Source organism: Candidatus Sodalis pierantonius str. SOPE (assembly GCF_000517405.1).
In the GTDB taxonomy this organism is placed as follows: domain Bacteria; phylum Pseudomonadota; class Gammaproteobacteria; order Enterobacterales; family Enterobacteriaceae; genus Sodalis_C; species Sodalis_C pierantonii.
The window spans coordinates 4090534-4103914 of sequence record NZ_CP006568.1 but is presented as its reverse complement, the minus strand read 5'-3'; the positions used below and the strand labels follow the sequence as shown (position 1 = coordinate 4103914).

General features: G+C 55.1%; 10 protein-coding genes and 3 pseudogenes. 6 read left to right on the top strand and 7 right to left on the bottom strand.

Features of this window, described 5'->3' with window-relative positions:
* The first annotated feature begins 848 nt into the window (after nt 1-848).
* Nucleotides 849-1774 (top strand): annotated as a pseudogene (locus SOPEG_RS20310) (IS5-like element ISSoEn1 family transposase).
* 276 nt (nt 1775-2050) lie between these two features.
* Here SOPEG_RS20310 and arsC read toward each other — a convergent pair.
* The 4 genes from arsC to SOPEG_RS20290 all read right to left on the bottom strand — a co-directional run bounded on the left by arsC (nt 2051) and on the right by SOPEG_RS20290 (nt 4932).
* Complete coding sequence (arsC, locus tag SOPEG_RS20305; RefSeq protein WP_025246705.1) at nt 2051-2413, bottom strand: arsenate reductase (glutaredoxin); 363 nt, start codon at nt 2411-2413, stop codon at nt 2051-2053.
* Between the two features lie 277 nt (nt 2414-2690).
* Nucleotides 2691-3188 (bottom strand): FidL-like protein, encoded by a 498-nt coding sequence (locus tag SOPEG_RS23515; RefSeq protein WP_025246704.1) that lies wholly within the window; start codon nt 3186-3188, stop codon nt 2691-2693.
* Nucleotides 3185-4018, bottom strand: a complete 834-nt coding sequence (locus SOPEG_RS20295) for a winged helix-turn-helix domain-containing protein (RefSeq protein WP_051419950.1) — start codon at nt 4016-4018, stop codon at nt 3185-3187. Before SOPEG_RS20295 ends, SOPEG_RS23515 begins: the two co-directional genes overlap by 4 nt.
* A 410-nt stretch (nt 4019-4428) precedes the next feature.
* Nucleotides 4429-4932: a phosphotransferase enzyme family protein gene (locus SOPEG_RS20290; protein WP_417903459.1), complete on the bottom strand. Its 504-nt coding sequence runs from the start codon at nt 4930-4932 to the stop codon at nt 4429-4431.
* 142 nt (nt 4933-5074) lie between these two features.
* On the opposite strand from SOPEG_RS20290, the pseudogene istA reads away from it, so the two are divergent.
* The 3 genes and pseudogenes from istA (at nt 5075) to SOPEG_RS20275 (ending at nt 8704) form a co-directional block, all read left to right on the top strand.
* Nucleotides 5075-6615: pseudogene (gene istA, locus SOPEG_RS20285) on the top strand (IS21 family transposase).
* An 11-nt stretch (nt 6616-6626) separates the two neighbouring features.
* Nucleotides 6627-7376 (top strand): IS21-like element ISSoEn3 family helper ATPase IstB, encoded by a 750-nt coding sequence (gene istB / locus SOPEG_RS20280; protein ID WP_025246701.1) that lies wholly within the window; start codon nt 6627-6629, stop codon nt 7374-7376.
* Between the two features lie 197 nt (nt 7377-7573).
* Nucleotides 7574-8704 (top strand): IS256 family transposase, encoded by a 1131-nt coding sequence (locus SOPEG_RS20275; RefSeq protein ID WP_025246700.1) that lies wholly within the window; start codon nt 7574-7576, stop codon nt 8702-8704.
* Nucleotides 8705-8714: 10 nt separating this feature from the next.
* Here the strand turns inward: SOPEG_RS20275 and SOPEG_RS23510 are convergent, their stop codons facing one another.
* A complete protein-coding gene (locus SOPEG_RS23510) occupies nt 8715-8924 on the bottom strand; it encodes a hypothetical protein (RefSeq protein ID WP_025246699.1) in 210 nt (69 codons plus the stop codon).
* A 673-nt stretch (nt 8925-9597) separates the two neighbouring features.
* On the opposite strand from SOPEG_RS23510, the gene SOPEG_RS20265 reads away from it, so the two are divergent.
* Nucleotides 9598-10755, top strand: a complete 1158-nt coding sequence (locus SOPEG_RS20265) for a pyridoxal phosphate-dependent aminotransferase (RefSeq protein ID WP_025246698.1) — start codon at nt 9598-9600, stop codon at nt 10753-10755.
* Nucleotides 10756-10772: 17 nt separating this feature from the next.
* Here SOPEG_RS20265 and SOPEG_RS20260 read toward each other — a convergent pair.
* Nucleotides 10773-12207, bottom strand: a pseudogene (locus SOPEG_RS20260) (glycosyltransferase family 39 protein).
* Nucleotides 12208-12391: 184 nt separating this feature from the next.
* Here SOPEG_RS20260 and yajD point away from each other — a divergent pair.
* Nucleotides 12392-12733: an HNH nuclease YajD gene (gene yajD, locus SOPEG_RS20255; protein ID WP_025246697.1), complete on the top strand. Its 342-nt coding sequence runs from the start codon at nt 12392-12394 to the stop codon at nt 12731-12733.
* 15 nt (nt 12734-12748) lie between these two features.
* Here the strand turns inward: yajD and SOPEG_RS20250 are convergent, their stop codons facing one another.
* Complete coding sequence (locus SOPEG_RS20250) at nt 12749-13351, bottom strand: hypothetical protein (RefSeq protein ID WP_025246696.1); 603 nt, start codon at nt 13349-13351, stop codon at nt 12749-12751.
* Nucleotides 13352-13381: the final 30 nt, after the last annotated feature.

Sequence of the window (13381 nt, the reverse complement as noted above, 5' to 3'; positions counted from 1 at the left end):
ACGGGATCAGCGCCGCAAGCGTTATCGGCGCTTAAGAAAGCGTCGAGATAGCGTTGGGTTTTACCTATGAAAAGTAACCGTATGTGTAATCCTGGAACAGGCATTATGGCGATTAAGCTTGCCGGCCTGGATGATGTCGTTAATTAACGCAGTATAATGTTACGTCAGCGTTGCCAAAGTTGCATTTTCGTTTATTTCCCGCGGCGGCTTAAGGCTATTGCCGAAAAGTATTCCTGTCGCCGGCGCTAAAGATGTTACTCACGGCCGATACAGGAGAGAAATGTCGCCGCGCTACGTGGCTGTGACGGCGCGGGGCGGGTTTAGGCGAACTTCCCTATTGGCAATCATTTTTTTGGCATTGCGCCTGACGTGAACTTATTTTTTCTGATGCGATGCAGGTCAAATAGTCACCACAATCAGCTTAAAATATCATCTCTTTCACGCGAATACCTCAATGACAGAATGCAATGAAGCACGCGCACTAAGTGCGGTAATATAGACGTCCTTTGAAAATTATTAGAAGAGGTCTTCGGTTATTTCGACCGCGGCATCAGTCATAAAAAAATTATTTCATCCCAGCACCATTGAGAATAAAGCGATCTCAGGAGTGGAACAAATCGTCGTACGCATTTATTTAACGCTCGATCGCGAGTATAAATTAATATCCTCCGTCAGCGACACAAGACAAAGACGCAAAGAGGCTTCCCTCTGCACGATAAAAGACGCTTCCCGAGATAATGCAATAATAGACGCCGATGTTTGTCGTCTTTTGAGGCTTTGTTGAATAAATCGAACTTTTAGGTGACTGGCGGCTCTGATCACTACATTCGTTTCAACATCAGGTCCCCATGGCAAAGCAAAAGTTTAAAATCACCAACTGGCCCGCATATAACAATGCGCTCAGGCAGCGGGGGGGGACCTGACAGTATGGCTTGATGAGTCAGCCATTGCTGCATGGACTGAGAGTACACCACCTGAACATCGTGGCCGGCCGCTTCACTACACCGATATGGCCATTACCACGGTTCTGATGATAAAGCGCGTGTTTAACCTTTCGCTCCGGGCGTTACAGGGTTTCGTTGACTCGATTTTTAAACTGATGGGGCTGTCGCTGCGCTGCCCAGATTACTCTCTGGTCAGCCGGCGAGCAAAAACCGTCGACATCAGCATAAAAACGCCAACCCGCGGCGAAATCTCACACCTGCTCATCGATGGCACCGGCCTGAAAATCTTCGGCGAAGGCGAATGGAAAGTCAGGCAGCATGGGGCTGAGAGGCGCAGAGTATGGCGCAAGCTTCATCTGGCAGTAGATAGCGCGACACATGAAATTATCTGTGCCGATTTATCGCTAAGCGGTACGACAGATGCGCAGGCGCTGCCCGGGCTGATTAACCAAACCCACCGGAAAATCAGGGAAGCGTCGGCTGACAGTGCTTACGATACGCGTTACTGTCATGATGCTCTGCTGAGGAAAAAAATAAAGCCGCTTATCCCACCGCGAAGTGGTGCGCAATATTGGCCAGCTCGATACCATGAGCGTAACCATGCGGTGGCAAATCAGCATCTGAGCGGCAATAACGATACCTGGAAAAAGAAAGTAGGTTATCACCGGCGTTCACTGGCTGAAACGGCCATGTTCCGGTTTAAAATACTTCTGGGTGGTCATCTGAGTCTGCATGACTATGACGCGCAGGTAGGTGAGGCTATGGCAATGGTCAAAGCGCTTAACCGGATCACGTTGTTAGGAATGCCAAACAGCGTCCGCATCATGTAACAATCGCCCTGATAGGGAGGAAGTCGTCACAAATTTCGGATTTATTCAACAAAGCGGTCTTTTGATTAATCTACAATGCGACGGTAAGCCGGTAAATACCCGCGCCGGTTTAAACAGGCCATTGCGGCAATGAGCCTAATCAAGGCAATAGGCAGACCGTTTGCAGCGCTGCAATGAGTACACCACCGGAAGGCCGGTGGGTGTCATAAAGGCGCGTTAACGCCCGCCCCTGGCCGTGTTAACTGTGTAACAAAGCGCGCGCGGGGATAAAGCCCGTTAGCGCGGCAAAGGTAAAATTTCCAGCACCGTTTCCGCAGGCCGACAGAGCCGCGTACCGATGGGAGTCACCACTATCGGCCGATTCATCAGGATGGGCGCCTTAAGCATCGCCTCTATAAGATCCTCCTCGCTAAGCTGCGCGTCTTCCAGCCCCCATTGCCGGTAAAGCGCTTCTTTGCTACGCAATAGATCACGGGCGCGCAGTCCCATAGCGTTGAGCATCTCTTTCAGCTGTGCCCGGCAGGGCGGCTGCTCCAGATAGTGGATCACGCTCGGTTCAATGCCGCTGTCGCGGATCAAGGCCAGCGTTTTGCGCGAAGTGCCGCATGCGGGGTTATGGTAGATCGTAACTGAGATCATAGGCTTCCTTTTTTGCCGTGCGCCGTCGTTGAGCCGGCACAGAGGAAATTCGCCGGCACAGCGCCGTGATCGGGCCGCGCACCGTTCATTCATCATGACGGGTAACCGTGCCGGTCCGCATCTTACCGAAATGGCTTATAAAGGAGACATTATGACCGAAAACGCCCTGCCGGCATATCGTAAGTCGCTCATGCCGACCATTGTTCACCCGACAGGGGGTCGCTCACGCCTGCGTAGCCTGTCCCCAGCCGGTCATGCCAGCGGGGGCGGCGTTTATTTATTGCGCGATGCAGGTAAACTGGGGAGAAAAGGCGCTGCCGAAAAGGTAAGTGTTAGGCGCAAGCGGTGTCACCGACAACAAAAGCACATTTTTGTCGGCGGTATTCTCACTCCAGAATTCATCGAAGACCGCTTCCTGAGTTTGGTCTAGCGGCGATTTAACCACATTGTCGATTTGATAACGGTAGGTATCTTTCCCCACCCGCTGCGCATGGCTTAGATACACCGTGCGAGCGAAATAACTGTCACTACCGTTATGATTGGCATACCCTTCATAATACAAAGTGCCCTCCCCTTTACCGAATAACCGCGCACGCACATTAAGGGAGAACCTAAACCGCTGGTTACCATCATCGAGGTTATTCACCGAGAACGCTTTACAATCAATCTGCCGCAATGGGTTAAAAAGGTCTTCGCCAGCGCTCAGAAAGTGCAACAGTGCGCCGGCGGCAACAATGACCGCCAATGCAATCACAATAACGCGTTTATACTTCATAACGTTTTCCGGTTGTAATAATAGAAATTCTCACAGCTGATATTTTCCTGCTTACCACCGATATGGCACAGCGAGAGCAGCGTGCGGCCGAAACTGACGGGGTCATTGTCCTTCTCACTGACGAAATAGACGCGCTTCTCTTTGTCACAAACCCTGTCATTTTCCTTAATAATGGCATTTATTTCTTGTAACCTGCGGGCGCGAGCCGCCTCAGGTAAGTCCCGCATAAAGGTGATCTGGCATTTTCCCGAGGCGGGAAGCGTGAGGGTATGGGCGGCCACCGCGCCCGAGGTCGACCAAAAGGAATAGCTCAGCCCGCCAAGTATGATCATCAGTGCCAGCCCGCCGAATAAGGCCAAATGGCGTTGATGATTGCGCTTCGCCCCGCGCTGATGACCGGCCGCGAGCGGCGGCGCAGGTTCGACGGGAGCAGGGAACCCGTCAATGTCGGTCGGCGGCGACTCCCCCTCCATCTCCGCCCCCGGCGGCAGGGTAATGGTGACCGCCGGATTCAATTTGAATCCCACCTTGGGCAGTGTATCAATAAAGTTATTGATGCCAAGCCCCGCCAGAGTGCGCCGCAGTACGCTGACATATTGATTCAGGTTATTGCCGGAGGCGGTGAGGCCGTATTTGCTCCACACATTTTCCAGTAGAGATTCGCGAGTAAGAATGATGCCGCCGGAATTGACGAAATACTCCAGCAAACGCGAGGCGGACAGCGTGAGCGGAATCGCATCGCCCGTGTTGATATAGACGAGGACACATTCATCTGCGTTAAATTCAATGATATCATTGATAATATACTTTTTAAGCACGATAAGTTGCACCTGTATGACGCAAAGTCAGATTAGTAGTGGGTCCGAAGCCAGGCAGGTCGTCTCAACAGACATATTCATTAGCGATAATTAAGCATGACGGGATAATTCAGGACATAACGCCCACTGCGCTGAAAATCCATCTTTCAGCACAATTAAATAACATTCTCCACAAGCCATTAAAATATGAAACCCTGACTTCACAATAAGTAAATTCAAATACTTAATAGTAATGTAAATCATTATACACAAAAAATGATTTGATATTAAAATACCAGGAGTTCATTTAATTTCCATTTATTGGTTAGTAGGATTACCATTAGTCTCTTTATTACTTGCTAATCGAAGCCGCTATTCCTTTGAGGTAAGACGGGCTGTCCCCGCCGCCGCGAGCATTATATCGGCGGGCGCCCCTTCCCTGTTTAACCGGCGCCTATCGGTAGCCCAGTGTTATCCCGATACCGGCGGCATAAACGCAGCGTTTCGCCAACCCATTGCGGCCCCAGGGAGCGTGCCTGCTCGGTCTCGGCATGGGAGCCCACCCACGCCAACAGTTGAATACGCCGCTGCATGAACAGCGCCGGCAGCACCGCCTTATCCTCCTCACCGAGCGGGCAGTGGCGCTGATGGCCTTCTAACCAGCCCGCGACCCATTCCGGCGCGGCGGGGGGGTGTTCGACAAAGCTGACTGCCGCCGCCAGATCGTGTAAATACCAGCCGAAGCCACAGTCGTCGAAGTCAATCACCCTCGTTTCATCCCGGTACCGCATGACGTTGGTCAGCCGTAAATCGGCGTGGATCAGCCCAAAACGCGCGGGAGATTGCCCATAACGTCGCAGGGCGTCCACCGTCCGGCTCAAGCAGTGCTCAATGAGCGCGCAATCGTCCGGGCTCAGGCCGTGCTGGTTCCGGTCACATCCGATCACCGATTCCGATTTCACCCGATCACTAATTCTGATTTCATCCGATCACTGATTCCGGTCGCCCGATCAGCGATTCCGATTCTGTCCGATCGCTCATCTTCTGTTCCGCCATACTCTGGAGACTTTTAGCTTCCGGGGGCATGGCATGGCACGTAAAAAGAAGAAAGCGAGAACGGAAATGTGCAACTATATTAATGTCTTACGTATGAAATTCGAGCAGCGTCGCTCGAATCGCACTATCGCAGCAGCGCTCGGCATAGGCTGTACTACCGTGCACGATATCCTCGGCCGATTCACGGTAGCTAACCTGGTCTGGCCATTGCCGGCGGAACTGTCCCCCGTCGACCTCGACCGCCTGCTCTATCCCGGCAAATCCGGAAAAGTTATCAATACCTTACCCAGCTGGCTTGATATCGATACCGAGTTAAGCCGCAAGGGCATGACCAAGCAGCTGCTCTGGATGGAATATCAGTCCGCCGTGGGCGGTGATGCCCTCGGTTACTCACAGTTTTGTGCACTGTTCCGTGACTGGAAAAAGAAGCAGAGGCGTTCCATGCGCATGGAGCACAAGGCTGGCGAAAAGCTCTTCATAGACTTCTGTGGCCCCACCGTACCTATCGTCAACCCTGCGACCGGTAGCGTACGCCAGGTCGCTATCTTCGTCGCTGCCATGGGCGTGTCAGGCTATGCGTATATCGAAGCCTGCGAAGGCCAGGACATGGCATCGTGGCTCAACGCCAATAGCTGCTGCCTGCACTTCATGGGTGGGGTTCCGGAGCTGATGATACCTGATAATCTGCGCAGCGCTGTCAGCACCCCTGACCGCTATGAGCCGGTCATAAACCAGAGCTACCAGGCGCTGGCAAATCACTATGAGACAGTGGTGCTACCGGCGCGCCCGAGAAAACCGAAAGACAAGGCGAAGGCAGAATCAACTGTGCAGCTGGTAGAACGCTGGGTTTTGGCCCGGTTGCGTAAACGTAGGTTCTACTCGCTGGCCGAACTCAACCAGGTGATACGAGAACTCAATCATGAGTTGAATTTGCGTCCGATGCGTCATTACGGCGGACAAAGTCGCCTTGAACGCTTCGAGCAGCTGGACAAACCGGCTCTTGGGCCTCTACCGCCCACACAATGGGAATACAGTGAGTATCTCGTTGCCCGAGTGGGACCTGATTACCACATAGACTACGGCAAAAACTGGTACTCGGTGCCGCATCCGCTGGTTGGCGAGCGCGTTGACGTCATCGCCACCCAACGGCTGGTGCAAATCCACCATAAGGGCGTCTGCGTGGCTACGCACACTCGCAGCGATAACGCCTATAGGCACACGACTCAGGCGGCGCACATGCCGGCTAACCATAAGGGGCAGAGTCAGTGGACGCCGGAAAGGTTGTGCAGTTGGGCGCTGTCGGTGGGTGTGTGCACACTGAAAGTGGTCGCGTCCATCCAAAAGAGTAAAAGCGGGCTTACCGCTCCGTGCTGGGGCTACTCAATCTGCAACGGCGCTATGAGACGACGCGACTGGAGAAGGCCTGCGCGCTGGCGTTGGAAAAAGGGTGCATTAACCGCTCTTTCATAGCCAACGTATTGAAACACGGTCGTGAAAGTGAGGTCACCCAGGACGGAGCCGGCGTATCAATGCTGGTTCACGAAAACCTCCGAGGTCCGGACAGTTATCACTAAGGAGAATAAATATGGATACACTGTTAATGGCTCTGCGAGAGCTGAAGTTGTCGGCAATGGTCCAGGCGTTGGAGACGCAACGCGAACTCCCGGGGAGTTATGGGGAGCTGGGGTTCGAGGAGCGGTTGTCGCTGATGGTAGAAGCGGAAAATTTACATAGAAAAAACAATAACATATGCCGTATGCGACGGCAATCGCAAATGCGCTTGCAGGCAAAACCGGAAGATATCCGCTATATCCCTAGCCGAGGAGTGACACCGGAACAGATGCGAGATCTGCTAGGGGGACAATATCTGAAATATCAGAAAAGCATACTCATCACGGGGCCAACAGGTACGGGCAAAACCTGGCTCAGTTGTGCGCTTGGTGAGCAGGCATGCCGGCAGCAATATAGCGTGCGTTACTGGCGAGTGGGTCGGTTGCTGGCCCATCTTCACCAGTGTCAGGTAGACGGGACCTATCTAAAACAGCTTAAGCAGTTAGAAAAAATAGAGTTACTGATCTTGGACGACGTGGGCCTAGAATCAATAAGTCCGATGCAGGCAACGATGCTGTTGGAGGTGATGGAAGATCGCTACGACAAAAGCAGCAGCATCCTGATCAGTCAACTGCCGGTGAAAAAATGGTATGGACTGATAGAAAACCCCACTACAGCTGACGCGTTACTCGATCGGTTAGTACACCCCAGCTATAGACTGGAACTTAAAGGCGAATCACTACGCAAAGAGCAAGGAGTAGCCAGCACAGGAAAAATAGACTAAACTCGAGTCAGAAGATGAGCGAACACGTGAACGAATATCACTGGAATGGGTGATCGGAAAATATCGGAATAACTGATCGGATGTCGCCGGAACAGCTGATCGGATACGTCGGAATCTGCAGGCCGGAGCCTGTTTAGAAATTTGTGTATTTGCCTGATTTTGATATGTTCAATCCAACATCAAAAACAGGTTAATTTATGGACGAAAAACAGTTGCAGGCTCTGGCTAACGAACTGGCCAAAAATCTCAAAACCCCTGAAGATCTCAGTCACTTCGATCGGCTGCTGAAAAAAATCAGCGTCGAAGCAGCTCTCAATGCCGAAATGACCCATCACCTCGGCTACGATAAAAATCAGCCTAAACCGGGGACCAACGCCCGCAACGGCTATTCCACAAAAACCGTTACCACTGGCGATGGCCCGCTGGCGCTGCGTACTCCGCGCGATCGTGACGGTTCCTTTGAACCGCAACTGGTGAAGAAGAACCAGACCCGGATTAGCGGGATGGATAACCAGATTTTATCGTTGTACGCCAAAGGGATGACCACCCGCGAGATCGCCGCCGCGTTCAAAGAGCTGTATGACGCCGATGTCTCGCCGGCGCTGGTCTCAAAGGTCACCGATGCGGTCATGGAGCAGGTTGTCGAATGGCAAAACCGGCCTCTGGATGCAGTCTATCCCATTGTTTATCTTGATTGTATCGTTCTAAAAGTCCGGCAGGACAGCCGCATCATCAACAAATCTGTGTTCCTGGCGCTGGGCATCAACATCGAAGGCCAGAAAGAGTTGCTAGGTATGTGGCTGGCCGAAAATGAAAGCGCAAAGTTCTGGCTGAACGTGCTGACAGAGCTGAAAAAACACGGCCTGAACGATATCCTTATCGCCTGCGTAGACGGGCTGAAAGGTTTCCCTGACGCTATTAACGCGGTGTATCCGGAGGCGCGGCTCCAGCTGTGTATCGTACATATGGTGCGCAACAGCCTGCGGTTCGTCTCCTGGAAGGACTTCAAGGCCGTCACCCGCGACCTGAAAGCTATCTATCAGGCCCCTACGGAAGAAGCCGGCTTGCAGGCGCTGGAAGCGTTCTCCAGTGCCTGGGACATCCGCAAGGTGATCTACACGACCAACGCCATCGAGTCGTTAAACAGCGTGATCCGGCATGCCATCAAAAAGCGCAAGGTGTTCCCGACCGACGACGCAGTGAAAAAGGTGGTGTGGCTGGCGATACAGGCGGCCTCACAGAAATGGACAATGCCTTTGAGGGACTGGCGCATGGCAATGAGCCGCTTTATTATCGAGTTCGGTGACCGCCTGGACGGTCACTTCTGAGAAAAGGCATTTACACAGAATCGTGTACAGGGTCGCAGGCGGGCACCGACCGCCAGTGTCCCCAGAGCCCTTTCGCCCCGACCATCGAATCATGATCCCAGGTTAGGCGGCTAAATTCGGCCGGCAGCATCCATTGCCGGCTTTGCTGGTGCAAGCGCGCGGTAATTTCGCCCAGCACCACGAAATCGATTTTGCGCACGCTGTCGACATCGCTTTGCAATACCGTGCCTTCAATCCAGTCAATAGCACCGCATAGCGAGTCTGCCCGTTAGCGGCGCGCAGGGAAACCACGGGCAGGCCGTCCTGTTGCAGCCTGGCCTTTGACACCGCAATGCCGGCGGCCTGTAGCGCTTGCAGCCAGCAGAGTTCACTTCGGATATCCGCTAATGAATGGTAATTCGGCCGATGGATGCGCAGCGCATAGCCTTGATTATACTGATCAATGACGCGCAATGTGGCGTTTTCGGAGCGACAAAACAGACTCACGCGCCGTGGCGTCAGCCAAGGAAAGGCGGCGAGCGCTTGATGGGCAACAGACTGTCGTACTGTTCGGCGGCCATGCTTAACTCCTTGAGAGACGTGAGGCAAATAAGCATGCAATTCCGGTGCCAATTCTCCCGATCGCGTTCAGTCCCCTAGCGCGACAACGTGCAACAGCCGTTGCTACCAAAGATTTTCCCGAAAGCGCTACGGTCGTTAGCCGTGAGAGGCATTATCGGTAGGCGCCCTCGCTGCGACAGCAATTATCGCTATTGTTGGCAATTAAGTATCGGTTACTCTGATGGGAGTTGGTGGCTGATACGCAGTCATCCGTACCGGGCCGCTTGCCGCAGGCGGCGTAACGGATGGCGGGCGCAGCGGATCCCCTTGTCTAATAAAAGGCTGTCGTTACTATGTCAGAGTTTCCTTTACATGCCGGACACCCGGCCTTGGCGCGGGAAGCGGTGCGCGATTTGCGCTTCTCCGCTATTCGCGACGTCGCCAACGCCGGCATCGGCCGCGACGATATTTTGCCGTTCTGGTTCGACGAGCCGGCTTTGCGTGAGGCGCTGGCACACTCCCTTTCGCGGCTGCACCAGCCGGTGAGTGCGGAGCGGATCGTTGTGACCTCTTCCGGAGTATCCGCGCTGATGCTGACCGCCCAAGCGCTGTATAGCCCTGGGGATCGGGTGGTGGTGGTGACGCCGGTATGGCCGAACCTGGTGGAGATCCCGCGCATTCTCGGCGCGCAGGTGGAGGAGGTCGCGCTTGAGCTGCGGCCGGACGAGCAGGGCATCGCCCGTTGGCATCTCTCACCGGAAACGTTATTGCACGCCTTGACGCCCGATTACCGGGCGCTGGTGATCAATTCCCTCAACAACCCCAGCGGCTGGGTGATGCCGGCGGCTCAACAGGCGCAGATATTGGCGCACTGCCGGCGGCACGGTATCTGGATCGTTTCCGATGAGGTCTATAGCCGCATTGTGTATGACGGACCCCCCGATCGCTGCGCGCCGTCATTCCTCGATATTGCCGATCCTAACGACAGGCTGGTGGTCATCAATAGTTTTTCCAAAAGTTGGCTGATGACCGGCTGGCGGCTGGGTTGGGTGGTCGCGCCGCCGGCGCTGATGCATGAATTGGGCAAACTGATTGAATATAACAGCAGTTGCGCCCCCGGTTTCGTGCAAAAAGCCGGCCTGGTCGCGGTAAACCAGGGAGAGGCGTTACGCCAGAAGACGGTGACCCGCTTTCAGGCTTCCCGCGACTATCTATATCAGCGGTTCGGCTCGCTGGCGGATGTCGAAGTACCGCTGCCCCAGGGCGCCATGTATCTCTTTTTCCGCGTACACGGCCTAAACGACAGCTTAACATTTTGTAAAGCGCTGGTGGCCGAGGCCGGCGTCGAGCTGGCGCCAGGCAGCGTATTCGGCGAAGCGGGCGAAAGCTGCCTGCGGTGGTGTATTGCCAGCGCTAGCGAAAAGCTGGAACAAGGCGCCGGTATACGGCGGCCAGAGCGTCTAACCCGTGCGGCGAATCGCGGTAGTCACAGCATTTCTTCCCCGCGGTGAGTTGAAGTGTAGCGAGATCATTCCGGCGTCATCGGCGGCACAAACGCCAGACAAATCGGAACGGCGCTGGGATGGGGCACAAAAGTCATCTCCTCGCGATAACCGATGGATAATGCCGGCCAGGGCGCCAGTATATCGTTGAAATCCGCTTCGCCGCAGTTCTGCCCGCGCGGCCCCAGCAGCAGTACGCCATCGTGCAACAACCTATCCTGACGCAACGAGCGGGTGTAGATATTCGGCCGCCGATACACGGACCAGGGGGTAATCACCGCCGGACGGTCATCAGTGTAGAACGTCAGCCACTGGGATAAATAATCGCCCCCGACAAAGCGCACCGGCTGGTGATACTGCCGCTGCCAGCGTTCGTTTACCTGCTGGCTAAAGGGCTTGATGCCGGCTAATTTTTCGCCGGCACCTCGCAGGTTTAACAGCATCACCGCGCTGTAGCCCGCCAGCACCACCGGCGCCCACAGCAACAGTTTTTTCAGCGTGCCCGCCAGCGGCCGGTTAGGCGGTTGCATCACGCAGGCCATCATCAGCGCCGTGGCGGGCATCATGTAAGGCTGTAGCCATTCGGTGATACGGCCGCCGTCGTGAAGGTGAACCACACCAGGATAGGCGCCAGCGGGATCACCATCATCCCCAGAGCCGCCCGGCCCTGCGGGGTGGGTGGCCAGCCCAGACGGGCCCGCAGCACGATGAGCACGGCGGCAAGCACCGCCAACGGATAAAACACCGTCGCTGCCGAGCGTAGCCCGTACAGCGTCACACCGGGCGTGACCTGCGAATCCACCCATTTAAAGGCGGCAAAGTCGTTTTGCCACAACCACCATCCGTTTGGTGCCACAATAATAAGCCATACCAGAACGGCCAGATAAAACGCCGGTTGGCGATAACACCGGCGGATGGCCGGTATTAGCAGCGTCAACATCCAGGCCGAGAACATGAACGAGAGGCTGGAATATTTCGCCATGCACGCCAGCCCCCCCCCGTCACGGCGAACGCCAGCCACCAACCGGGGCGATCGAAGGCGGCCCGTAGGAAAAACACCCACAGCCAAGGCCAGAGCATGACTAACAGATAATTATCGTTAAAGGAAATGATATCGAAATTGATGACGCCGCTGAGGTTGAGCGCCAGCCAGGCCAGGCGTCTGTCGCCGCTTAGGCGCCAGGCAAGTTGCCAAACGCCAAACATGCCCAGCGCAACCGCCAAAAAATGCGTCGCATACCAGTAAAAGCTCAACCAGGGTGCCGACAGCCACAGCGCCGGCCGCATGACCAGGCCCACCAGCCAGGGATTTTTGGGCGATCCCCATTCCGCATTCATCGCCCAATTCAGCGCCTCGATAGCATCATAAGGAACGGTGGGATCTAGCAGGAAGGTGACACCCGTCCATAGCATGGCATAGCCGACACACCAGCCAAGCAGAAGAATTTGATCTCTTTTCATGTACTTCGGTAAATTAATTTTTTCCTACCATAGTGCCGCAGCGATAAACGTTACTTAAACATCTATATCGCCGGCGGGGAAAATCCCGGCGGCGTCCCGTCGCCGCCAGGTGGCTATAGCGATAGCGGCGGGATTTAAGCTACACTCTCAAGGGGTTTTCTACCGCGCGGAGAGCGTGTCATTTATGGCTTATATTCCAAAAAATTATGCCCGACTGGAAAACGGCTATCGTGAAAAAGCGTTGAAGCTGTTTCCCTGGGTTTGTGGCCGTTGCAGCCGCGAGTTTACCTATTCCAACTTGCGCGAGCTGACGGTGCATCATACCGATCACGACCACGGCAACAATCCCGAGGACGGCAGCAATTGGGATATGTTGTGCCTGTATTGCCACGACCATGAGCATGAAAAATACACTGAGGCAAGTCTGTACGGCTCGACGGTGGTCGCGGGCGAGGATGCGCAGCGGGACGTGGGGATGGCGACCCACAACCCCTTTGCCAATCTGAAGGTCATGATGAAGAAATAGCCGGGTGGGCGCCGATTAGCGGATGACCAGCACGTCGGTGGGGCAATGCATATAGCCCGCGATCGCGGTCTTCCACATCGCCTCATCGTCCAGCGGCCGGGTAAGGGCGCCGGCGGTGGCGAACGATGACAGATAGTCAGGCAGATAGGCCGGTTTACCGATCGCCTGAATGCGCTGGCAGATGGCCTGATGCCCCTGTTTATCCGCAAGGGTCGCTTTCGCCACCATCCAAAAGGCCTGCCGCCGGCGCTTATCGACGCTCTTCAGGGTTTCCGCCAGCAGCAGGCTATGCGCCTCCCGCGCTTCATCGCTATCCACCCGCAGCGCGTCATACCAGCTGTAGCTGCCCGCGCGAGCAAACAGCAGCACGCCGTCCTGATAATGCTGCGCGCGAACGCAGCTCGCCAGCGCGCGATAGAGCATCGGCGGCGTCTGCCGGTTGGTTACGGCGCCGCCAGCCGTGCAGCCGGGATCGGCCACGCTTGCCAACCAGGCGCGCGCGGGGTTGTCGTCGGCGGGCCCCCAAGCATAGCCGCTTAACGCCAGCGTCGCCGCCAGCGCGATGGCGACGCCAAGGCGGCGATCCCCTCCGCGTTGAGGTTGAGATTCAGTCATCATTGCTCCCATTATGCCTTTATGCCTTCACTA